Annotated in this window: 22 protein-coding genes; 11 read left to right on the top strand and 11 right to left on the bottom strand. The window is 40.3% G+C overall.

The features are described 5' to 3' along the window. Positions 1-8 precede the first annotated feature (8 nt). Positions 9-1,109, top strand: a complete 1,101-nt coding sequence (locus tag BGP15_RS18515; protein ID WP_070568880.1) for a tetratricopeptide repeat protein — start codon at positions 9-11, stop codon at positions 1,107-1,109. Positions 1,110-1,111: 2 nt separating this feature from the next. Continuing rightward, the gene (locus BGP15_RS18510) at positions 1,112-2,284 is read left to right on the top strand and encodes a tetratricopeptide repeat protein (protein WP_112376491.1); all 1,173 of its coding nucleotides are present in this window, start codon (positions 1,112-1,114) and stop codon (positions 2,282-2,284) included. Positions 2,285-2,350: 66 nt separating this feature from the next. Here the strand turns inward: BGP15_RS18510 and BGP15_RS18505 are convergent, their stop codons facing one another. After that, positions 2,351-2,788 (bottom strand): FKBP-type peptidyl-prolyl cis-trans isomerase, encoded by a 438-nt coding sequence (locus tag BGP15_RS18505; RefSeq protein ID WP_286770450.1) that lies wholly within the window; start codon positions 2,786-2,788, stop codon positions 2,351-2,353. A gap of 114 nt (positions 2,789-2,902) precedes the next feature. Further along, a complete protein-coding gene (locus BGP15_RS18500) occupies positions 2,903-3,313 on the bottom strand; it encodes an OsmC family protein (protein WP_070568887.1) in 411 nt (136 codons plus the stop codon). Positions 3,314-3,486: 173 nt separating this feature from the next. Here BGP15_RS18500 and BGP15_RS18495 point away from each other — a divergent pair, with 173 nt between their 5' ends. Beyond that, positions 3,487-3,738 (top strand): hypothetical protein, encoded by a 252-nt coding sequence (locus BGP15_RS18495; protein WP_046673571.1) that lies wholly within the window; start codon positions 3,487-3,489, stop codon positions 3,736-3,738. Between the two features lie 52 nt (positions 3,739-3,790). Next, on the top strand, positions 3,791-4,978 hold the full coding sequence (locus BGP15_RS18490; protein ID WP_286770449.1) for an MFS transporter: 1,188 nt from the start codon (positions 3,791-3,793) through the stop codon (positions 4,976-4,978). A 99-nt stretch (positions 4,979-5,077) separates the two neighbouring features. Here BGP15_RS18490 and fabV read toward each other — a convergent pair whose 3' ends face one another. After that, positions 5,078-6,280, bottom strand: a complete 1,203-nt coding sequence (gene fabV / locus BGP15_RS18485; protein WP_286770448.1) for an enoyl-ACP reductase FabV — start codon at positions 6,278-6,280, stop codon at positions 5,078-5,080. Positions 6,281-6,441: 161 nt separating this feature from the next. On the opposite strand from fabV, the gene BGP15_RS18480 reads away from it, so the two are divergent. Then, positions 6,442-7,380: a DMT family transporter gene (locus BGP15_RS18480; RefSeq protein ID WP_286770447.1), complete on the top strand. Its 939-nt coding sequence runs from the start codon at positions 6,442-6,444 to the stop codon at positions 7,378-7,380. A gap of 7 nt (positions 7,381-7,387) precedes the next feature. On the opposite strand, the gene BGP15_RS18475 is transcribed toward BGP15_RS18480, so the two are convergent. The 3 genes from BGP15_RS18475 to BGP15_RS18465 form a co-directional block, all read right to left on the bottom strand. After that, a complete protein-coding gene (locus BGP15_RS18475) occupies positions 7,388-9,178 on the bottom strand; it encodes an ABC transporter ATP-binding protein (protein ID WP_286770446.1) in 1,791 nt (596 codons plus the stop codon). Positions 9,179-9,418: 240 nt separating this feature from the next. Beyond that, the gene (locus tag BGP15_RS18470) at positions 9,419-10,213 is read right to left on the bottom strand and encodes a S1/P1 nuclease (protein ID WP_070568908.1); all 795 of its coding nucleotides are present in this window, start codon (positions 10,211-10,213) and stop codon (positions 9,419-9,421) included. Positions 10,214-10,335: 122 nt separating this feature from the next. After that, positions 10,336-10,797 carry a DUF4268 domain-containing protein gene (locus tag BGP15_RS18465; protein WP_070568910.1) on the bottom strand — a complete coding sequence of 154 codons (462 nt, stop codon included), beginning with the start codon at positions 10,795-10,797 and terminating at the stop codon, positions 10,336-10,338. A gap of 103 nt (positions 10,798-10,900) precedes the next feature. On the opposite strand from BGP15_RS18465, the gene BGP15_RS18460 reads away from it, so the two are divergent. Continuing rightward, entirely contained in the window at positions 10,901-11,431 is a 531-nt protein-coding gene (locus BGP15_RS18460; RefSeq protein ID WP_070569098.1) for a lipocalin family protein, read from the top strand. Positions 11,432-11,449: 18 nt separating this feature from the next. On the opposite strand, the gene BGP15_RS18455 is transcribed toward BGP15_RS18460, so the two are convergent. Next, positions 11,450-11,755 carry a hypothetical protein gene (locus BGP15_RS18455; protein ID WP_046673578.1) on the bottom strand — a complete coding sequence of 102 codons (306 nt, stop codon included), beginning with the start codon at positions 11,753-11,755 and terminating at the stop codon, positions 11,450-11,452. A 152-nt stretch (positions 11,756-11,907) separates the two neighbouring features. Further along, positions 11,908-13,212 (bottom strand): ammonium transporter, encoded by a 1,305-nt coding sequence (locus BGP15_RS18450; RefSeq protein WP_046673579.1) that lies wholly within the window; start codon positions 13,210-13,212, stop codon positions 11,908-11,910. Positions 13,213-13,501: 289 nt separating this feature from the next. Between BGP15_RS18450 and BGP15_RS18445 the strand changes: the two genes are divergently transcribed. Beyond that, positions 13,502-14,554 (top strand): outer membrane beta-barrel protein, encoded by a 1,053-nt coding sequence (locus BGP15_RS18445; RefSeq protein WP_286770445.1) that lies wholly within the window; start codon positions 13,502-13,504, stop codon positions 14,552-14,554. Positions 14,555-14,714: 160 nt separating this feature from the next. Here BGP15_RS18445 and BGP15_RS18440 read toward each other — a convergent pair whose 3' ends face one another. Together BGP15_RS18440 and BGP15_RS18435 are read right to left on the bottom strand one after the other, a co-directional pair. Beyond that, positions 14,715-16,094 (bottom strand): OmpA family protein, encoded by a 1,380-nt coding sequence (locus tag BGP15_RS18440; protein ID WP_286770444.1) that lies wholly within the window; start codon positions 16,092-16,094, stop codon positions 14,715-14,717. A gap of 70 nt (positions 16,095-16,164) precedes the next feature. Next, positions 16,165-16,578 carry an NUDIX hydrolase gene (locus BGP15_RS18435; RefSeq protein ID WP_053003618.1) on the bottom strand — a complete coding sequence of 138 codons (414 nt, stop codon included), beginning with the start codon at positions 16,576-16,578 and terminating at the stop codon, positions 16,165-16,167. 266 nt (positions 16,579-16,844) lie between these two features. Here BGP15_RS18435 and BGP15_RS18430 point away from each other — a divergent pair, with 266 nt between their 5' ends. Both BGP15_RS18430 and BGP15_RS18425 read left to right on the top strand, forming a co-directional pair. Beyond that, positions 16,845-17,864 (top strand): L,D-transpeptidase, encoded by a 1,020-nt coding sequence (locus BGP15_RS18430; RefSeq protein WP_286770443.1) that lies wholly within the window; start codon positions 16,845-16,847, stop codon positions 17,862-17,864. Positions 17,865-17,946: 82 nt separating this feature from the next. Further along, complete coding sequence (locus tag BGP15_RS18425; RefSeq protein ID WP_286770442.1) at positions 17,947-18,708, top strand: murein L,D-transpeptidase catalytic domain family protein; 762 nt, start codon at positions 17,947-17,949, stop codon at positions 18,706-18,708. Positions 18,709-18,796: 88 nt separating this feature from the next. Here the strand turns inward: BGP15_RS18425 and BGP15_RS18420 are convergent, their stop codons facing one another. Beyond that, positions 18,797-19,495 carry a carboxylesterase family protein gene (locus BGP15_RS18420; protein ID WP_053003619.1) on the bottom strand — a complete coding sequence of 233 codons (699 nt, stop codon included), beginning with the start codon at positions 19,493-19,495 and terminating at the stop codon, positions 18,797-18,799. A 246-nt stretch (positions 19,496-19,741) separates the two neighbouring features. Here BGP15_RS18420 and BGP15_RS18415 point away from each other — a divergent pair, with 246 nt between their 5' ends. After that, on the top strand, positions 19,742-20,947 hold the full coding sequence (locus BGP15_RS18415) for a metallophosphoesterase family protein (protein WP_286752003.1): 1,206 nt from the start codon (positions 19,742-19,744) through the stop codon (positions 20,945-20,947). A 3-nt stretch (positions 20,948-20,950) separates the two neighbouring features. Beyond that, entirely contained in the window at positions 20,951-23,989 is a 3,039-nt protein-coding gene (locus tag BGP15_RS18410) for an AAA family ATPase (protein ID WP_286770441.1), read from the top strand. The last annotated feature ends 32 nt before the right edge of the window (positions 23,990-24,021 follow it).

Here is a 24,021-nt window from a genome sequence, read left to right as displayed (position 1 = left end):
ATAGTCTAATGAAAAACTTACTGATATCATTGTTAATATCTGCAAGTAGTTTAACTGTTGTTGCCCAATCCAATTTAAAGGAGGGCAGCAACAGTTTTGCTTTATATACCAAAACTGGCGAATTTAAAAATCTTGAAAATGCGCGAAAGTTTGCAGACGCCGCCTTCCAATCAAAGAAAGATTCGGCTTCTGTCAATAATAACCTTTTAAGGGCATTGGTATATAGCTCCTTGGCAGTTGCAGATTCAACAAGGAAGCAGCCCTATAAAATGGATCCTATCGACGTATCCATCAAATCACTTAAGCTTCTGGATCAAAAAAAAGCACGTCGAAACTTTCCTGCGGAAATGGACTACATTCGTCAAAATCTTGCTGGAGCCATATCCTATCAGGGAGCGTTGGCTTTAAAAGATGGCAAATTTGACAAAGCTTATAAAGCTTACCTTCGAATAGATTCACTTGGTTTCAAAAATAATGATCTCAAATATAATCTGGCGGTACTCTCCGGCAAGAATAAAGATTATATGAATTCAATCAAATATTATGATGAACTCATTAAAAGTGAACATCCAAAGCCTAATTACTTTCTTGAATTAGCGCAGATTTATTCGCTCGGAGGTACTAAACAGGATGTCTTGAACGTTCTTGAAAAAGGACATGCTATATTTCCTGAAAATAAACAGATACTTTTTAGATTAATTGATGTGTATTCGGCCAATAATTCTTATGACGCTATCTTAAATGTCATTGCTGATGCTATCCGTCTAGAACCTGAAAATGTCGAACTGAACTATATTGCAGGCTATTCTTACGAAAATGCCAATGATATAAAACGGGCGAAAGAATATTATAATAATGTATTGCGATTGGATCCGAATAATTATGAATCTAATCTTGCATTAGGGTTAATCAATCTGGAGACTTTATTAAAGGAGCCTTCCAACCAGGATATACAAGAGTTGACCATCGAGTATCTGTTGAAGGCAAATGAGATTAAGCCTTATGATGTCAATGCGCTTAAAGCTTTGGCTAAATATTATAAGCTTATTGATGACGCATCTCAATTAGACAGAGTGAATTTATTATTGAATCAATTAACAGTTAAATAGATATGAATTTAAAATCTCTATTATTATTAGCAGCAATAGGTACTGTATCTACCTCAGTTTCTTTTGCGCAGACGGGCAATGTTAAAAAGGCAAAATCTGCCCTAGCGAAATTCCAAGAATTGAAAGACGCTGGTACGGTTCAATTGGGTATTCCTAATTTGAAATCGGCGAAAGAAGCTATTGACGCAGCTGTTGTCAATGACAAAACAAAAGATAATGCGGAAGCGTGGACGGTATATGCATTGGTAAATGCAAACCTATCAACAATAGATAAGTCATCTGAATTAGCGAAATTGGCTGAGGACGGAATTGCGAAAGCAAAACAGCTGGATACAGACGGTGCGAATAAAGCGAATATTACTGTTGCAGAACAAATTCTGGGACAATATAATTTCAATTTGGGAGCAGAAGCATATCAAGCACAAAAATATGCTGAATCGTACAGCTCTTTTACAAAAGCGTTGACCTATCTTCCTGGAGATACATTAGTTACTTATTACAGCGGTGTTGCAGCGCTATCAAATAAGGATTATAAGAATGCTGTGGAACGTTATAAAGAACTAATTCCAAGAAAAGATTTCTCTTCGCATAAAACGATTATGGTCGATCTACCGAAATTGTACCTCTCTATGCAAGATACAACTTCAGCACTTGAATATGCAAAAAAAGCCGCTGAAGCTTATCCAGATGACAATGCGGCGATGACTCAAAACATCGAATTGAATCTGATTACAGGCCACGAAAAAGAAACAATTGATGCTATCACTGCACAATTAGCAAAAGATCCAAACAATAAAAGCTTAAATTATTACCTAGGCATAGCCCAATCTTCAGCGAAAAACGAAGACGCAGCAGTTGCAGCATACAAAAAAGCATTGGAGATTGATCCTAACTTTTTTGAGGCAAATACAAATTTAGCAATCACGTTAATGAACAAAACACGTGAAAAATTAAATGTTGTTAATAATAACAGAAAATTGACGCAAGCGCAATATGATGCAGAATTAAATAAGATTAAAGCAGAATTAAAGCCAGTGCTTCCTTACTTAGAGAAAGCAGTTTCTTTGCAACCAAAAAATGTAGATGCTTTAACGAATTTAAAGAACTACTATATTTTTATGCAAGACGAAGCTAAAACGGCCGAAATCAATGCTAAGATCAAAGAAGTAGAGTAAAAAATAAACTTCCATAAAAAAGCCCGCATCTGATGACGCGGGCTTTTTTATGGAAGTTTTTTAGGGTTAAGCTAAAATCGCAATTAACTCAATCTGAAATATCAACGTACATTCTCCTCCTTTTCGAGGTAACAACTCTTCCTTTCCATAAGCCAGTTTTGGTGGAAGGCACACCTCCCAGATTGATCCAACCGGCATCATTGAAATCGCTTCTTGCCAACCCACGATGAGTTCATTAATATAAAACGTTTCGGGGCGCTTCCGCTTATACGAACTATCGAATACAGTTCCGTCTAGAAGCTCGCCTTTATAATGGCAGATAACTTTAGCCGACTTCTTGGGAATTTGCCCCGCCCCCTTTGTTAATACCTTATAATGCAAACCCGATGCGCATACGACTACTCCTTCTTGCTGGGCATACTTTTCCAAAAATACCTTTCCAGCTTCCAGATTCTTTTCCGCAAGCGCTACTGAACTTAACTTATTTTTCTTTCTCTGAACCAAAACTCAATGGATTAAAATTCAATATTGCTAATTATTTATGTTAGCCTCAAAAATAACAGCTTTTTCTCCTTTTAACGAAAAAAGACCAAGTTTTTGTTCGATAGAACGCCTTTATCAAAGTAACTTTGCATCTAAGGTTTTCTCGAAACTGAATGCCTTACTCACCGGACAGTTTTCCTTCGCTTTATGCGCTATTGTTTGAAACTCAGTTTCGCTTATCGTTGGCACCTTTCCTTGCAGTTCAAGTTCAGATCGCACAATTGAACCATTCTCGAACACGATTGTCGACACGGTGATTAATTCTTCCGGGACAAAACCGGCTTCAGAAAGAAAAGCGCTCAATTGCATGGTGAAGCATCCTGCATGTGCTGCTGCCAATAATTCTTCGGGGTTTGTCCCCACACCATTTTCAAACCGTGTCGAAAATGAGTATTGCGTATGATCCAACGCTGTACTGTCTGTGGTCAGGCTACCTTTTCCTTCTTTCAGATTGCCATTCCATTGGGCTGTTGCTTTTCTTCTCATGTTTTCTATGCTAATTATTTAATTTTTCTAACGTTAATTTCTCCTGTCGCGATTCTAGCCTTTCAGGTATCTTTTATAGAACAAACAGTCGATCAAAAAGTTGTACATTATTGAATAATTGATGTCGCATTTTGAACAGCGCTTACGTTAACAATTGTATTAAAACTAAACTCATGAATAAATTATTGTACCTTTTCATCCTTGTTATCGCCTTCAATTCATGTAAAACTCGTCAAGTCAAAGAACAGGCTTTGATACAGGACTGTCCTGAAGAGAAGATTGTCAATAAAATACCTGGTCCCCCAGTAAAGGGTGAATCTGAAAAAGTTTACTATATCTATCAAGGCAAAAGAATTTCACCAAAACAATTTGACCAAGAATGGCTCGAGAAAAATTGTGATATTAAAGAGACAGTTGTTTATTGATTTTATTTCTTAAAACAAGCATAAAGACGTAATTTCGCCTAAAATTTTTATAATGACAGTTTCTCTTCGGGAGGTCAATCAAAAGATTTTAGGCTACGTCTCTTTAACTTTCCTTGGTTACCTCACAATCGGCCTATCGCTTGCTACCCTCCCCATCTTTATTCATCAAACTTTAGGATTTAATACAATTATTGCGGGACTGGTTATTAGCGTTCAATATATCGCTACTTTCCTACTACGTGGTTATGCAGGAAAAATTGTGGACACCAAGGGCCCCAAGATTTCCGTTCTGCGCAGCATGTTATTTTTTGCATTATCGGGACTCCTTTTACTGCTTGTTTTTTTATTCCGGTCTCAGCCTCTGCTCAGTTTGGGTCTCCTACTTATTACCCGCTTGTTTACTGGAATTGGAGAGGGTCTAGTGGGTGCGAGCCCTATAAATTGGGCATTAATGGAGCTCGGCGACGAACATGTCGCAAAAGCGATCTCTTTCAACGGAATAGCCAGCTATGGTGCATTGGCTATTGGTGCGCCCTTGGGTGTGTTGCTGGTGGATCATATCAATTATGAAGCTTTGGCTCTATTGACCAGTGCTATTGGTCTGCTCGGCTATTTTTATTGCCGCGCAAAAACACCCTATCAAGTGGCAGGTAAAAAGGCTGAAAAAGTGAGTTTTAGACGCGTATTGATTTTAGTAGCTCCCTTTGGAATTTGTCTTGCTTTAGGTGGTCTGGGGTTTGGCAGTATCTCCACTTTTATGACGCTTTACTATGAACATTTCAATTGGGAAAATGGGGCAGCATGCTTAACTTTATTTGGCGTATTTTTCATTTTAACACGACTAATTTTCAATAAGGTTATTGACCAATATGGTGGGCTCAAGGTTGCCTTAGTTAGTCTTTTCGTTGAAACAGTAGGCCTCGCGGTTATCGCCGTGGCAATTGATCCCTTATGGACCCTATTGGGCGCTGCGTTAACGGGTTTTGGCTTCTCATTGGTATTTCCTGCGCTTGGTGTCGAAGCCATTAAACGGGTAGACCAAAGTCAACAAGGCTCTGCTCTGGCTGCTTATGGGCTATTTATTGATATTTCACTTGGCATCACAGGTCCATTAATTGGCTTTTTGGCCAATAATAGGGGGATGACAGCGATATACCCATTTAGTACCATGATGGTCTGCATTGGTTTTGCCGTTGTTGGAAACCTACTCTATCAAAAAAAGCGGGAGCTGACACCATAGTCTCCACTAAATCCATACATCGTATCAAAGATATACCTACAAAAAGAGCGGTGAATGTTTAAACATTCACCGCTCTTTTTGTAGATATATTCGTTAAATTTAACCCTCAATACTAGGTACGCCAACAACTTCATTGGTATCAGCATTGTAATCGATACCCTCAAAATTGAAACCGAACAAATTGAAAAACTCGTTACGATAACCTTCAATATCTGAAATTTCCGCTAAATTTTCAGTTGTTGCTTTCTCCCACAATGCTGCAACTTCAGCCTGAACATCTTCACGCATTTCTAAGTCATCAACACGGATACGACCTTTTTCATCAAGCAATACTTTGCCGTCAGCAGTATAAAGTCGCTCGGCAAACAAACGTTGCATTTGTTCAATTGTACCCTCGTGAATTCCTTTTTCTTTCATGACTTTGTACAATAAAGAAATGTATAAAGGAACAACAGGAATAGCTGAGCTTGATTGCGTAACCAAAGCTTTATTCACCGATACATAAGATACACCATTAATATCGCTCAAAATCGCGTTTATGGCAGGCACTGTTCCTTCTAAATCATCCTTCGCACGACCAATCGTACCATTACGGTAAATTGGATAAGTAAGTTCAGGACCTATGTAAGAATAGGCAACTGTTTTCGCTCCATCAGCTAACACACCAGCAGCTTTAAGATCTTCGATCCAAAACTTCCAGTCTTCTCCACCCATAACAGCTACAGTATTCGCAATATCATCTTCATTTTCAACAGGCTGAATGGTAATATCTGAAATTACACCCGTATGGAAATCTACCGTTTTGTTGGTAAATGGTTCTTGTATCGGTTTCAAAACAGAAGCATGTGCTACCCCCGTTTTTGGATGCGTACGGCGTGGTGATGCCAAACTGTAAACCACTAAATCAACCTGTCCCAGATCCTTTTTAATAAGTTCAATAGTTTGTTTTTTCACTTCGTCCGAAAAAGCGTCGCCATTGATACTTTTGGCATATAATCCCGCCTCATGGGCTTCTTTCTCAAAAGCTGCGGAATTGTACCATCCGGCAGTCCCGGGCTTGCCTTCTGCCGCAGGTTTTTCAAAAAATACACCGATTGTAGCAGCTCCAGAACCAAATGCTGCAGAAATCCGAGATGCAATACCAAATCCAGTAGAAGCACCGATTACCAATACTTTCTTTGGACCATTCGCGATCTCACCTTTGGATTTCACGTATTCAATTTGATTTTTAATGTTTTGCGCAGCCCCTTGTGGATGCGAGGTTAAACAAATAAAACCTCTAGTTCTTGGTTGTATAATCATCTTGATTAATTTTCTTACTACTTGTTTTATTGATTAGGCAAAATAAGGAATTTTAAATGAGAAAATCGCGATAAAAATCAATTAGTTTTTGTTTCATTTTCATTTAAACGGACATTTGCTTACTTTCACAAAGTTAAGTATACATCGCATTCCACTTATTTATGCCAATCCAATTTACAATAAAAAAGAATAAAAAAAATGCACTTTTTTTAGGAACGCTAGCCGCCTTATTTTTTGCCAGTACCTTCGTTCTAAACCGCATTATGGCCGTGTCCGGTGGAAGCTGGCAATGGACAGCCTCCTTACGGTTTATTTGGATGCTCCCAGTCTTACTTATCATTGTTGCCATAAGAGGAAACCTCATCGATTTACTTAAAGAAATCAGATCCAACCTTTGGCAATGGCTTCTTTGGAGTACCATCGGATTCGGACTGTTCTATGCGGCGCTTACCTATGGCGCAAATTATGGCCCATCTTGGCTCGTGGCCAGCACTTTCGAATTCACCATTATAGCCGGCATGTTTATTGGTCCGTTGCTCGAAAAGAAAGGTCAGCGAAAAAGCATATCAAAAGCTTCACTCCTCTTCTCCATTCTAATTTTTTTAGGTATTCTTTTGATGCAAATTTCAGAAGCCCAGTCAACCTCCTTAAACAGCATGTTATTGGGAACCATCCCTGTATTGATCGGTGCCATTGCCTATCCCTTAGGTAACCGTAAAATGATGAAAATATCAAATAATAGGTTAGATGCTTTTCAACGCACGCTCGGGATGACGCTCTGTAGTATGCCATTTTGGATTATCCTGAGTCTATTTGGCTATTCTGATCATGGTTTACCAACTGATAGCCAGCTCTTCCAAACCTTTTTAGTGGCCATTTGTTCGGGGGTGATTGCAACACTTTTATTTTTCTCAGCTACTGATTTCGTTCATCACGATCATAAAGCCTTAGCAGCTGTAGAGGCAACACAGGCCATGGAAGTTATTTTTACGCTGCTAGGCGAAATTCTCATCTTGCAGGCGGCACTTCCAAATGTATATTCCTGTATGGGTATTGTATTGGTGGTCATTGGCATGATACTCCATAGTCGCACAAGTTAATAATCCCCTATCTTTTATCTGCTTGTAATGTTCTGCTTATTTTACTCAGGTTTAAGCTGTTGGCCATTGCCGAGAAAATATCATAATAGGTTCCTTTATGTGTGTATAGATCTTCATGTTGTCCTTTCTCCACCACCATCCCCTTTTCCATGACCACAATAGCATTGGAATCGATGATCTGGGAGATACTGTGGGAAACGATAATTACTGTACGGTCTTTCTTTATGGCATCCAAACTATTTTTAATCTGTTCGGTCGCAATGGCGTCCAAATTAGCCGTAGGCTCGTCGAGAAAAATAATCGGTGGATTTTTTAAAAACAAACGAGCTATAGCGATCCGCTGCTGCTGCCCCCCTGACAGCGATTGCGCATCTGAATCGTAACCTTTGGGCAAATCCATAATCTGCTCATGGATATAGGCCTTTTTGGCCGCTTCAATGATCTCTTCCCTGGAACTTCCCATTTTACCATATTCAATATTTTCAAAGATAGTTCCTTTAAAAATATGATTCCGTTGCAATACCATACCGATATGTCGACGGAGAAACGCTGTATCGTATTTTGCCAAGTCTACCCCATCCAAAAAAATTTGCCCACTGGTGGGTTCATAAAATTTATCCAATAAGTTGATAATCGTACTTTTCCCGGCTCCACTCAGCCCCACTAATGCCGTAATTTCATTTGGCTTGATCTCAAAATTTACATCCTTTAAAGCAACCGTCCCATTCGGATATTCAAAAAATACATTCCGTAACGCCAAATGTCCTTTTATCTGTGCCGGCTTATAATCTCCCTTTGATTCTATATACTCGTCAGATTCCAAAATTTCAAAGAAAGATTCCGAATAGACCAGGGCATCGTTTACTTCATCATAAATCCGGTGCAGCTGACGAATCGGTGCCGAAACGTTATTAAATAACATAATATGAAACATAATCGCACCAATGGTAATTTGGCCCGAGAGAACAAGATAGGCCGTTAAAACAATAATTATGACAACGGCAATCTGTTCTACGAAATTTTTAATGCTATCGTAAAAAAAACTTGTTTTTCGAGTTTCCATTTGATTCTCAGTCATTTCATATTGAATCTTTTCATGACGTTTCGCTTCTTCTGGCTCTCGAACGAAAGACTTAATTACCAAAATTGAATCGATCAAACTAATGATCCGATTATTTTTCGACTCCCGGTATTTGCGCATCTGCCTCCTAAAGCCCGTCAATCTGGAGGCTTGGGTCTGACTAATATAAAGATACAAGGGAATAACAGCCAATCCCACTAGACCTACGTATACATTAGCGTAGAACATACAGATTAATGCAATGATTGCATTGGCAAACAAAGGTAGAATATCAATAAAGAAATTTTGGACCAGACGTGTCAACGAACTGATCCCGGCATCTATCCGGGTAGCCAATTTTCCACTTTCATTGTCGCTTGAGGTATAGAAGGCTAACTTATAGGTTAAAATGCGGTTTACAATGGATTGAGAAAAGTCACGTGCGATATAAATGCGAAGTTTCTCCCCGTAAAATTTCTGACCAAATTGCACAAAAGCGTAGACAATTTCTTTAATTAGTAAAATAACACTGATTATACCAACAAGATACATGCCCTTCGATAAAGGCTCCTTGGCGACCATCAGCTCATTAATTTGATCGACGGTATAACGTAAAATAAAAGCGTTTATTTGCGCCGCGAAAGACCCCACTACCGTTAATAGCAACGTATAAATAATCAGCTGACGATAAGGTTTGGCAAAGGGAACAATTTTCTTAAATAATTGTGGGATAGTCATTGAAATCGATTTAATACACAGGAAACAATTAAGCTACGGACATTGTTTAACTGAAAGCATACAATCAATTTGATCGCAACGTCGGGCTGACCTAAATTAGGAAGATATCCAAACCGTGAGGCCAGCTTCTTTGATAAGCGAATAACTTAAACGGTACTGTAAGGAATATGTCTGGCATGACACAAACAGGGCTATCCAAAATGGATAGCCCTGTTTGTGTGAAGTGATAGCCCCGCTACATTAACCAAAAATCCGATTTAACACTTTGGCAAGGCGTAAACCACCTTTGAGCATACATTGCTCCATAATATCCTTGTTTTGATAGACATAAGTGTACGATAAATTGGCGTTATTAGCTACGTCAGCGTAAATCTTTTCAGCTAATTGATTTGATTCATACAACCAATTCGAGAGTTCTCCAGCCGCTAACTGCGCATTCTCTTTTTTATTGTTCACATCTAAAACAGTTGCAAACTCGGTGTAACTATACTTCTCATTATCAACCAAATCGCTATCCCATACACGATGAATATTCGATTTTTTTCCAAACCAGCTTACTTCAATCTTATTGCCTCCTTGATCCTCAGCACGGCTAACGTGCATGGGTTGATGCGCATCGCCCAAAATATGGATCAAGAAATAGAGGTTTTGCTTTTGCTGGTCCATTGGAAGAGTTTTATCTGCAAACGACTTCTCAATACGTAACGCTGTCTTATAAAGATTCTCGTCGGCTGAACTTTCCAAACCCAATTGAAAATCAGCCCAGGGTAAATTCGAGTTTAAATTGATAAAATGGGAATTTCCCAGTTTTTTAAATTCAGGATTGGGATCTGATTTAATAAAATCTCCCCAGTTGGCCCAATAAGCCAGTTTCTGTTTTCCAATAATTTTCCCTATATTTTTTTTGGCTTTTTTTGTCAAATGGCGTTCCGCAATTTCGGCCACGACACGATGTCCTGTTGTACCCCACGCAAATACCGAAGAAAGCTGAAAACACATTGCCATTGCCAGCAAACCCTTAATCATTTTTTTCATTAGATTGTTGTTTTAAATGATGACGAAGTTCTTACCTGTAAAAAACGCTATTCTCTTCACAAACTGGAGTTGAAAAGCGGAATCAAACCTGTAATAACTCATCTTACTATACTAAATGTTAATTATTTGAAAATATCGAAGGTATACTTCGCTGAGGACCAAAACTCATCCAGCGCAATTATTCGAGGCTTAAAAAAAGAAATGAGCTCAGCCCAGTCTGTCTCTTTAAAAACGCTGTAACCTGTTAAGCTTGTGTAGATCCGACAAATCGGTTTCCCATATTCGTCCGTTCCGTCCATGTCCCAAATCCACTCCTCTTCAAGAAGATCCTGCAACAACGCTTTAAACTGAAAAAATTGTTCTGCCATCAATGCCCTCAGTCCAGCATCAGGTTGTGACCACTGTATCGCAACAGTTGCCACTTTGTTATCCGCATCCATTTTGAAGTATAAATGCTTAATGCCTGTCTTGTAGTTGATCCAATTTACCTTATCCCCATCTGCAGAAGTATGTAAAGCCATAAATTGGCCAAACTTCGTCCAGAATAACTGTTTTAATTGTTTTATCTCTTCCCTTGAATACACCGATACAAATTTTAGTCAACAAAATTAGCAAAATAGCGCGGTATGTCTAAACCTTATTGGTATCAAAATTGTTGTTTTAACAATATATATTCGAAAGATGAACATGGATAAGAAAAAATCACTGTTACTGTTAGCTGGCGTCGCACTTAGCGCTGTGGCCTATAATGCCTTTAAGCCCGTCATCTCGCGACCTGACGTCGTCGATCCTTTTGACTTGGATAAATACCTTGGAAAATGGTATGAAATAGCTAGACTCGATTTTTATTGGGAAAAAGGCTTAAGTCAAGTTTCGGCAGAATACAGCAAAAATAAAAATGGTACAATACGTGTCAATAACCAAGGCTACTCCGAAGACAAAGAACGCTGGAAACAGTCTATCGGAAAAGCTAAATTTGTCAACAGCCCCAATGAAGGTGCACTTAAAGTGTCGTTCTTTGGACCGTTTTACAGTGGCTATAATATCGTAAAAATAACATCGGATTATAAATATGCACTTATTTTTGGAGACAACCTCGACTATATGTGGATTTTGGGCCGTGAAAGGGAAATTCCAGATAAAATAAGAAATGAATTTTTAACCTATGCCCTCCAATGTGGATATAAAACAGGCGATCTGGTGTGGACCAAGCACTAATCCTGTATAGATCAAACCTTAGTTAAAGATAGGGGCCAATAGCTGATAGTTTAACGTCTTGTCCTGCGAGAGCACATCGGCTATTTCTTCAATATCCTCTGGGGTAATTGCATTTCTGATACCTGCATTGTAAAGGTTCGTAAGGAAAAATGCAGCTTCACGTTTTTCGTTAAGCGGCAAAATTGAACTCCCGACATAGAAATTTAATACAGATACAGCATATTCGCCAAACAGGTTAAAACCGAAATCACCATTTTTCTGGAGGCAATAACGCATCATTTTTTCAAAATCAGAACGCAAAGTATCTTTAATCTCAGTAGTCATTGAACATCTTTTTAGAGGCATAGTTGCCGAAAATAGTGTATAACAACATACACTCTTCTCCTGGCTGGACAAAAATGCAAAAAATATCCCAAACAATGTACCGCGAAGCAGTAGATTGTTTGGGATAAATGAAGCGTTATGCTACGAATGGTTTACAATGCTTCTGCATGTTGAGAAACATCCAAGCCAAGCTCTTCATCTGTTTCTTCGACGCGCAATGGAGCGATAAGATCGGTGATCTTCAATAGTACCAATGAACCCACGAAGGCAAAAAATGACACCGCAAATAACGCGACCATATGGACAAAAAACAATTTCGTCTCGCCAAAAAATAGGCCATTGTCCACAACAAGTGGATTAACATTATGGTGAGCAAACACACCGGTAAGTACCATACCAACCATACCGCCTACCCCGTGACAAGGGAACACATCCAACGTATCGTCTATACTTGTTTTGCTTCTCAGATATACAACCAGATTACTAACCAAAGCACCAACCAAACCAATGATCATCGCATGTGGAATACTGACAAAACCAGCTGCTGGAGTAATCGCAACCAAACCAACAACGGCACCGATACATGCCCCCATTGCTGAAGGTTTTTTTCCACGTATGATATCAACAAATATCCATGCCATGGCGGCCATGGCCGATGCTGTAGTTGTGGTCGCAAAAGCATATGCTGCCAACGAATTTGCTCCACCAGCAGAACCGGCATTAAATCCAAACCAGCCAAACCACAGGAGTGCTGTACCCAATATCACATAGCTTATACGTGCGGGGTTATGACTTTGCGTCTTACGTCCTTTTAAATAAATAGCAGCTGCCAACGCTGCCCAACCAGCTGACATGTGCACAACTGTACCACCGGCAAAATCAAGAACACCAAATTTTGCCAATATACCTTCTGGATGCCAAGTAGCATGTGCCAATGGCATATAAATAAAAATACTGAATAGGATAATAAATAGCATAAATGAATTGAAACGAATACGTTCCGCAAAAGCCCCAGTAATTAATGCCGGTGTGATAATCGCAAACTTCAATTGAAACATAGCAAACAAAACCAAAGGTATAGTGGGAAGCGCTCCCCAAGCAACATTCCCTAATGTACCTTTCATCATAAAAAATGTACGCGGATCACCCACAATACCACCGATATCATCGCCGAAAGCTAAACTAAAGCCAACAATGACCCAAAGGATTGTCATTAAACACATACATATAAAGCTTTGCATCATCGTTGAAATTACATTCTTCTTGCTAACCATACCGCCGTAAAAAAAGGCAAGTCCAGGTGTCATAATCAACACCAATGCAGAAGAAGTCAACAACCAGGCCGTATCTCCCGTATCAAATTCTGTCTTGTTTAAGTCAGACAAGTCAATCGAGGGAAATACAAGTCCTAATACTCCCAAAAGAACTAGAACAATGAGTGGAATAATTTTTTTCATTTGTTTAAACTGATTAGTGTTTTCAATACATTAATAAAATTGTTAAAAAAATACAAGAACAAAACAAAAACCTACTTTCGCTTATAATTTTTTCAAATATAAAGTCTTTTTATTAAAAAAATACCATGTTATTTTATTTTTTATGATTTTTTTTACATAATTTCACAAATACAAATACAAAAACCACAATAATCACTTTATTTTTAAACCAAAAACCAAACAAAACAAGAAAAACAAAGATAATTTCACCTAAAAACATCAAGCAAATCAAACTTAAACCCCAAAAAACATGAAAAGACTTCTAACAACCATCATTTTATCGACATTTCTAATAAAAACAGCCGCGTGCCAAGAAGAAACAAAAGAAAAAGGAATAGAAATATCCGGATCAGTAGACACCTATTGGAAATATGATTTTCAAAACAAACCCAACATCAACACCTATTTTACGGAAGACAACAATTCTGTGTCTATTGGCATGGTGGATTTGGCTGTAAAAAAGAAGTTTAAAAAAGCATCATTTGTCGGAGAATTATCTTTTGGCCCCAGAGGGCAGTATCGATCCATTATGAATGGTGATGGCCAGGCCGGCGATGACAAAAACAGTTTCCACATCCAAAATTTATATGTAGGCTATGATCTAACCGAGAAGCTCAATCTTACTGCAGGATTCATGGGAACATTTGTGGGTTTTGAAGTAATATCGCCCACATACAACTTTCATTATTCAACTTCCTATTTATTTGGCGCCGGCCCATTTCAAGACGCAGGTTTAAAAGCTACCTATAGTTTCTCAGACAAAGTAGCCTTAATGGTCGGACTATTTAACGACTGGAACGTCTATCAAGATATGAACGGAGTTTCCCATGTCGGATCACAACTGGCCTATACTCCCAATGACAAAAGCAGCTTCTATCTCAATTTTCTGACAGGATCGTCCGCTGGCGGTAAAAACAATTACAGTTCCGGGACCTTGGTCGATCTCGTTGCTAATTATGACTTCACCTCAAAATTTTTCCTTGGATTAAATGCTACAAATTATAAAAAGAGAGATGGTGGCGGTTACTCTGGAATAGCACTTTATCCAAGAATTCATTTTTCAGAAAATTTTGGCCTAGGATTACGCGAAGAGTTTTTCCAAACGCATAAAGAGGAAGAAAATGGAATCCCTAGTTCCAATATCCTCGCAACCACCTTAACAGCAGAATACAATTACCATGGATTCAAATTTATTCCCGAAATCAGAATTGACAAAGGAAATACCGAACGATTCATCAAGAACGACTTAAGCCCAACTAAATCTGCAGGACAATTTCTATTGGCCTGTGTATACAGTTTCTAAAGAGCATTCCATTACACCAAAGAAAAGGGCAGGTTACACTGCAATGCCCCCAAAAGCGAGACACTTTCTGGGGGCATTTTTATGAGAAAAAACATAGTTTGGAATTCAAACTTAGTCTTGTCGATCGGATCGTTCAAGGTTATTGTTCAGCAGAAAACACTTACCGTACACTTATCGAAACATGCCGATCCATAATACGATCGGATTCGGGCGCATCTGCCTTATACTTGGCAAACTGTGAACCGTACCCCTCTGCACCGATTACCTGTTTGGAAAGCTGCTCTTTACCCAGGTAATCCTTTACAGCTGTTGCGCGCTCAAGCGATAACTTTTTATTAAAATCCTCATTACCTGTTTTGTCGGTATAACCACCGATCTTAATATTGGCTGCAGGAAAAGCCTTTAATATCGCCGCAAGATTACGCAGTTGCACCTGGCTTTCAGGCAACACCTCGGCTGTACCTGTTTTGAAATTCAGGTTATCGAAATCAAACCAGGTATTTTTCAGGGAATCCTCACCGATCGACTTATAATCGGATTTTAGAAATTGGACCAACTGATCTTCTATCCCGCCTTTAAATGCAGCAAGTTTGACACCATCTGGCAAGATGACCTCCGTCTGCTCGCGCTCCACTAAACTGGAACCTGTTTTCATGGTACTTGAATCCACCATTGCACTGTTCACACTGGTGTCGGTAGCACCGTCTTGCTTACTGCCACTGCAGCCTTTTCCAAATAAAAACCAGAGTAGAGCCAATATAACCAAGGCGATAAAAATCTTCCACCAACCGCCACCGGACCCGCTTCTGGAACTGTTTTCAGCTATCGCTGCCCGCGACTCTCCTGTTCTCGGCAATGACAAAGGCTCTTTATGTGCTTCCAACTCATTTGCCGGATTAATGGAGCTTGACTTATGACTATCGACCTCCTTGACAACATCAACAGGAACTGCAGGTTCAGTCACCGACTCCACAGGTGGAGAAAAATGCGCCCCATCGAAAAGCTTTCCAAAGGCACCTAAACCTAAACCCGCTGGCACAGCAGCAGCAAAAGCTGTTTTATTTTCCTGCAAAACATGACCGATACGTTCAAAATCCCAATTTTGTCCCTTATTTGTTAAACTGGAGAATATCGCTGGCAGAGAAAAATTCATTAATTTCCCAATGGAACTACCATCATAGCCCAAATAACCGGCAACGGTACTCAAAACGGTATCCAGGCCACCACCAAATATTGATCCCAGTAGCCCAGCCGAATTCTCACCTTCCACCGCACGAGCCCCTGCAGACTCATCCGCGTTTGTCACACCGCCGAGAAGTCCTTTGAGATCAAAATCCGCGAAATGCTGCTTGGCCTTTTCAAGTATTGCCGAAATTCCACCGGAATCGGAATGTTGGCTTAAACCTAAAAACAAGGCGGGAATTGTTGCATTCAACCCCTGCTTCACCCCCTCTTTATCCTGGTTTAAAACTTGCCCTATCTGAGCGACCGCTTCTTCGTCAAAAAAGTCCTTCGCCCCTTTTAAAAGCTGATTTTCCATAATCTTCGTTTATTTTTAGTTTTTATAAAACTCTAACAAACAAAGGTTTAATTTGTTTACTCAATACGATTTACTGATCAAAATCACCCGAAAGCCATTTCGGAAGAACAAACTCGGATGCCAAATGAGCCCATCGGTAGTTCTGCCAATTAGCTTTACTGATCCACAGCACTTCGTCCAGCTCTTCGTAAGCCTCAAATGCATGACGCTCTGCCAGTTTAATTAAATAGATATAGCCCACGACAACCGTATTAAGCTCATTTACGGCTTGCGTACTGTGGCTTCCGATAAACCGTATTTCCATCCCGCCCACGTCATACTGAAGCTCCTCCTTGAGTTCGCGAATTAAGGTCTCCTCACGGCTTTCTTCCGGAGCTACCTTCCCGCCGGGCAGCTGAAAATAGCTAGAACCTTTTTTACGAACCATCAGCAAATCTCCTTCTGGGGCAAGCATCACCCCCGAGCAAATAACAATTTTGTCCATATCACTTATTTCACACTGATTATTTCAGACCACAAAACTAACTTTTTATCCATCATCAAAGAAATATATCCCCCGCATTCAAGACAGCTCTTTACAACCAAATTTCACACCAAGTGAACGTCCTAACCTCGAAAATCTGTTAGGGTTCACAAAACGAATATTAAAGGTTTAACGGTAATTCTTTTTCTTTCAACTGCAATAAAATTGCAAATAATAAACTAATTATCTAAGTTTAAGGTATAAAACGATAATCTATACATCCATATATGAATCGAAGATTAACCTGTTTCATACTAAGCATGTTGTTTCTATTGCTGGGATGCCGGCAAGATAAGAAAAACACAACAAAGACCAATCAGCAAACTGAACAGCGAAAACCTACACCTCCTAAAGAGCAGGTTGAGAAGAAAAAAGTATTTACGGCTGAGGATATTATCCTAAAAAAAGAGCTGCTTTACAACAAATACACCCTGGAGGACAGTTATCCCTATAAAGATACCACGCGAGGTTTTCAATGGGATAAAATCAAGGAACGCCTGGCCTTTATCGAAAATTTTCAACAGTCTCCATCGCTGTACGGCGTTCTACAAAATTATCAAAATGAAAAGGGCGAAGCGCCAACAATCCAGAATTATAAGCGGGACTCTTATAAACGCGTGTCCGACAGTTTCAATGTCGAACGCTATCAAGCGGCACCCCTCTACGTTCTTAACAGCGCGAAGGCCGTTCGTTACGGTCGGGACGGCTGGCTCGTTCGCGTACAAGGCCCCGACAGCATCGCACGGATTCCGATTGAGGGTATTTCATTCGAAGGGAAATATACCGTACCCAAAAGATATCTTCGTATCATTAGCGATACCGTACAGTTCAACATTATCAATGTTGTCGATGTGAAGAACCAAAATATCTGCACCTTGGAGAAGGTCGGTAGCGAATGGCTTGTCCGAAGCATGAACCCCGTGACGAGTGGCCGGCACAAACCTCCCCATGCCCAGGAAACACCGACAGGCCTCTTTGTGGTCCAGGAACACAAATCCAAGATGTTTTACTATGAAGACGGTACCAAAACTTATGCCGGATTCGCCCCCTATGCTACCCGATTTACCGCCGGGGCCTATATACATGGGGTTCCAGTTAACAATCCCAACGGCAGCATCATTGAATATAGTGAGAGTCTGGGCACAATACCCAAGTCCCATATGTGCGTCAGAAATGCGTCATCTCACGCTCAATTTGTCTATAAACGGTCAAAAGACCTCGCTTCGCTGGTTGTTGTTATTGATTAACAATATTTAACATTCTGTAAATCAAATATGTATTATCTTTAATCATTAATTTTGTAAACATCTACACAGAAAAGGGAGAAGAATGGGAAATACGTTTATGTTTCTTTTGATGGCACTTAATACAGCACTGTCCTCACAAGAAGAATTAAAAACAACAGATCAACAAACCACCAGCACTCATCGTATCAATGTCGAACGTCAACATACCGAAGTTGACTCATTGTATGATGAAATGAATCTAGGCAAAGTATTAAAATACGAAGCGTTTCGTCAAGCAATGGAAGGCAGAAAAGAACTTCCGATCCACAACAAGGACATCATGACCGTCATCGATTTTTCATTGGCATCAACGGAAAAGAGGCTTGTGGTACTCGATCTTGCGCACAAAAAAGTACTATTCAACACGCTGGTCGCACATGGAAAAAATAGCGGTGAAAACTATGCCGTCAATTTTTCAAATCAACGGGAATCACTGAAAAGTTCTTTAGGATTCTTTACAACAGAAAACACCTACAATGGCGAGAACGGCTACTCTTTGGTTTTAAATGGTCTTGAAGAGGGGATAAATGACAATGCAAAAGCACGATATGTTGTGATGCATGGCGCCGACTACTGTAGCACAGGAACAATAGCAAGTTTAGGCAGACTTGGCAAAAGCTACGGCTGCCCCGCGGTTCCAAGAGAGTTTGCAGGTCCAATCATTAACACAATCAAAGATGGAACGTTGTTGTTTATTTACGCTGACAACTCCGAATACCTCGCAAAAACACGTTTGATCCATCAACCTAATATATTAATGGCTCAATTTCAAAAAAGACAGTCTGCCTTTGATCACGAAGGCTAACAACAAAAAAGCCTGATAGAAATATTTCATCAGGCTTTTTTATGTTGTAAATCACTGTCCGACAGAGCACCTTCGCATTCACGTTAAGCTAAGATTTATGCTTTTTCTTAAATTTCAACATCCAATTGTAAATTGCATCGTCATGAAACAGTCGTTCCACGCTTCCGTGTGTGCCCCCTTTTATTACATTTAAGCTCACATTTGCTTCCGGATCCTCTCTTTTTATCGCATTCATAATTTTTCGGGATTCCGAAATTGGCACAGCACGATCAGCAGTACCATGATGAAGCCATATCGGCACCTGCGTCAGGTTAGATGCATACTGACTCGATCCACCACCACATATAGCAACGGCAGCAGCCACCCTTTCAGGATATTTGCCAGCCACATCCATTGTGCCATAGCCTCCCATACTCATGCCGCAAACGTAAATACGGTCGGGGTCGGCATTGTAATGTTCAATAACATAGTCAACAATTTCGATCACTTTGTCTGGATCCCATCCTCCCCGGGACTGTGGTGCAACAATTATCCCAGGTACATCCTGCCCTTTATTGATGGCATACAATACACCGTAACGCTTTACACGGTCTAAATTTGTCCCGGACAAACTTCTTCCGTGCAAAAACACAAACACAGGCTGCTTTTCAGATTCCAATGAATCCGGTGCAGCATCTTTCAATAGAAAAGGATAAGCAGTCTCCCCTTTTATAGCGTGTATCTCCTGCGCATTTACGCGCATCAACAGCATAAAGAAAAAACAGATATACAGGTAAATTTTTCGCATACTTCTTGTCTATGACTATTTAGCTTAATTTTGGAGCACTAAAAATACAATTAAATGACTTTTATGGTATGCATTTAACATGTTTTAACACTTCGATTTCGAGAACATGGCCATTCAAAGAAAAGAAAGGCCTCATTCCTTATTAGCACAAATTGATCATTTGAAAGATTCCATCCAATTATAATTGCATTTCATGCCAAAATTATCTTAGTTTGTAACATTGTCGCAAAATATCCAAGCTCTCACATGAAAATATTGCATACCGCCGATTGGCATTTAGGAAAACGATTGGACAGTTTTTCCCGGATAGATGAACAAGTACTGGTCATGGACGAAATCGTTCATATCGCAGATCGGGAAAACGTGGATCTGGTGATCATCGCAGGAGATCTGTTCGATGCCTTCAATCCAGGTGTGGAAGCCATTGAGTTATTTTACCGAACCATCAAGCGTCTTACAAAGAATGGCATGCGCCCTGTAATAGCAATCGCAGGCAATCACGATTCACCTCATTTGATTGATGCGCCCGATCCTTTGGCAAGAGCGTCGGGGATCATCTTAATCGGGCATCCTCATGCTGTGGTCACTCCTTTCGCAACAGAGGGTTTCACCGTGTTACAGTCAGATACAGGCTTCATCGAATTAAGCTTGCCGCAATTTGACGACCCGATTCGTATTCTTCACACAGCCTATGCCAATGAAATACGCTTAAAACAGTATCTAGGCGAAGAGAAAGAAAGTAAATTGAATGAAGTGTTAGCGGCAAATTGGCAAAAAATAGCCAATACCTATTGCGATGATAAAGGCGTCAATATATTGACGGCACATCTTTACATGAATAAATTGGGCAGTCCACTTTTAGAGGAGCCAGATGGCGAAAAACCGGTCAAAATTGGTAATGCAGACTTAATCTATTCAGAGGCCATCCCGCCGCAGGTCCAATACACGGCATTAGGGCATCTCCATGGTTATAAAAATATCGGTTCGGCTGAGAAACCGGTGATTTATGCATCTTCGCCCCTATGTTATAGCTTTTCGGAGGCTGGGCAAACTAAATACGTTGCGCTGGTGAATGTATCGGCCGGCGAACAAGCAATTGTCGAGCGCATTCCATTGACTCAGGGCAAACCGCTGGTCCGAAAATCATTCGACGATATTGAGCAGTGTATATCTTGGTTGTCTGAAAACCCCAATGCATTGGTGGAGCTCACGCTGAAATCGGAGACCTTCTTAAAAGCCGAGGACCGCAAGCGAATCTATCAGAGCCATTCGGGAATAATCTACCTCATTCCGCTCGTTAAGCAAGATGAGCAAGAGCTGCTTGAAGCCAAAGAAATTAATCTTACACAAGACATGTCGACCTTATTCAACGATTATTTTAAATCCAAGAACGGCAACCAGGCACCCAATGATGACATCCTCGATCTTTTTCGCGAAATCCTAAACTCATAATCCATGATTCCATTAAAGTTAACTCTAGAAGGGATATACTCTTATCAAGAACGTCAGACGATCGATTTCACTGCGCTTTCTCAAGCAGGTCTTTTTGGTATCTTCGGTGCGGTGGGTTCCGGCAAATCATCGATATTGGAAGCAATTACCTACGCCTTATTTGGGGAAACAGAACGCCTGAATGCACGGGATAAGCGCGCTTATAACATGATGAATCTAAAGTCTAACCGATCTTATATTGAGCTTGATTTCGTCAACTTTGAAGACCGTACATTTAGAATTACCCGCGAATTTAAACGCAATTCCAAAAAATTCGATGATGTGAAATCGCCCACGGTTGTACTCTACGAAAAAATCAATGAAGCATGGGTTCCACTAGAAAGCAGCAATACACAGCATATCATCGGATTAAGCTATGAGAACTTCAAGCGGACAATCATCATTCCTCAAGGACAGTTTAAAGAGTTTATAGAACTCGGAGCCAAGGAACGCACGGATATGATGAAAGAAATTTTTCAGCTGCATCGATTCGACCTGCAGGATAAAGTTTCCAACCTCTATAAAAAAAATCAGTCCGAACTGGATCACCTCAACGGTCAATTAATCGGATTTGATGAGGTCACAACCGAACTGATAGAAACGACCGAAACAAATCTCCAACTGGCAGTCGAGTCCTTTGTCGTCCTTGAGTCGTCGTACAAGGCGCATCATGAAAGGTTCTTAAGCCTCAAAAAACTCAAAGAGGATTTCTTAGAACTCCGAACAGTGAAAGCACTCTTTCAGCAATTGCTAGAACAAAAAGATGAAAAAGAAACTTTAAGGTTAAAGTTAAATCGCTTTGAGGAAGCGCAAACCAACTTTCTACATATTCTTAAAACTAAGGAAAAATTAGCGGCGGAAGGCCTAATTACACAGAAAAGAGTAGAAACTGAAAAGCAGAGACAGGCCGAAATTCAACAGCTGATCCAGGAGCATTCCTCAAGTCTAAATCTGTTGAAATCACAATATGAGCTGCTACCACAGCGTCGTATTCAGGAATTGGACCTGGAATTGATAAGCCAATTGATTACGTTTTCAAATGAAATCAAGAGTTTACAGGATCGGGCGCAGAAGGGACGCAATTTTGTGCAGGAAACGAAAGATCAACAACGACATTGTAAAGCCAGAATTCAGGAGACAGAAATTCAAATCGTCAGCCTAAAGCGAGCAAAACCCTCATCTCAAGAACTCATGGAGCTGGGTCAGTGGTATACCAAGCAGCAGAGCATCCAGCAGCAGGAAGACGACCTGAACAAACAGGCCATTGATTTAGAAAAAAGCATAGCCATACTGAAGAATGAACTCCATGCCTTCCATCCTGATCTCGAAGAATTTCGATCCAATCATCCTCTTGTCGTCAATGCCCTCGAGCAAAAACTTCAAGCACTCCAAGATGAAAAATCTCATCTTCTCCTGCAGCAAAGGCTGACCCAATATGCAGAAAACCTTAAAGCAGGCTCCCCGTGCCCACTATGTGGAGCTTTGGAACATCCCGCCATCAATCAAGGACAGGATATTTCTCACCAGGTTGCCGCTAATGAGAAATTGATTACTGAGACAAATGAGAACCTTAAGCACCAACAGGATCAGCAATTTCAGGTCGAGAAACTTCAGCTACGTTTGCAGTCACTAAATGATCAGCAACAAGATCTACATACGAAAATACAGCTGAATGCCCGTAACAAAATTGCGCATGCCCAACAATTTACATGGGCCGGTTATAGTCCTTCGGATGAATCCAGCTACACATCAAATAAGCAGGAGCTTGCCCGGATCGAAACGCAACTAGCAAAAGTGGAGCAACAACTTGGCGAACATCAAGCTACACTCGCCTCCGTTGAGGAAAAGCTGGAGAAATACAATAAAGCACTGCATCAGTTTGAACGTGATGAAGCAAGCAAACAGGCCCAGATTAATCAAAATATGGGGAATCTAAAAACGCTGCGCTGGTCCGACTATAAAATGCGGGAGTCCGAAGCAGTCGAACAGGAATATACTGCACTGAAAAGATCGAATCTTGAGATTGAGCGCGACTACATTGCTTTAAGCGAACGATTAAATGAGTTAAACAGTCAATTTGCAGCCCAAAACAGCTTGGTACAGACCATTGTTGAACAGCTCGGACATATCGAACGTGAAAGTCAAGAGGCCGATGTCACGCTCCAACAGCTACTTGAGGCGTCACCCTTTGAAACGTTGGAAGAGATTCGGCAAATACTCGCGGAGAATTTGTCTGTCATACAGATCCGACAAGAGCTGGAGCAATTTCAGATTCAATTTGAAACGGTGAAGGCACAGATCAGTCAGTTGGAAAAGAAACTCGTCGACCAGGTATATGACGAAAACCAATTTCTCGCGCAGGAAAAAATCCTGGATGAGAGCGCCCAAGAATTGAAAGCAAGCACAGAAAATGTTGCCCGACTTCAACAAGAGCGCGATCAGCTAAGAATCGCCTATGCTAAAAAGGAAAATCTCCAGCAACAACAGATCAAACTAAGTTTACGCCACGATAATTTGAAACAACTTTTTAATCTATTTAAAGGTGCGGGCTTTGTGCAATATGTTTCTTCGATTTATTTACGGCAGCTGTGTGATCATGCGAACATTCGTTTCCATCGCATGACCCGCAATCAACTTAGCCTGCAGCTGAATGACAACAATGAATTTGAAATTATCGATTATTTGAATGAGGGAAAAAATCGCAGTGTAAAAACACTATCCGGTGGACAGGCATTTCAGGTATCCCTAAGTCTGGCTTTGGCCTTAGCAGAAAGTGTACAGTCTAATTCGCGTGCGGCCAGAAACTTCTTTTTTATCGATGAAGGCTTTGGAACACAAGATATCACTTCTGTTAATATTGTTTTCGAAACCCTATTAGATTTACATAAGGAAAACCGCATCGTCGGTATTATTTCACATGTTGAAGAGCTCAAAGAACGTATTCCAGTATCCCTTTCAATAGAAAAGGATGAAGAGCGTGGCAGTCAAATTTTTATCAATTAATTCCGTTTTATTTTGTATATTAGTTATAGCGG

The organism is Sphingobacterium sp. 40-24 (assembly GCF_001899705.1).
Classification (GTDB): domain Bacteria; phylum Bacteroidota; class Bacteroidia; order Sphingobacteriales; family Sphingobacteriaceae; genus Sphingobacterium; species Sphingobacterium multivorum.
This window is presented reverse-complemented; position numbering and strand designations above follow the sequence as displayed.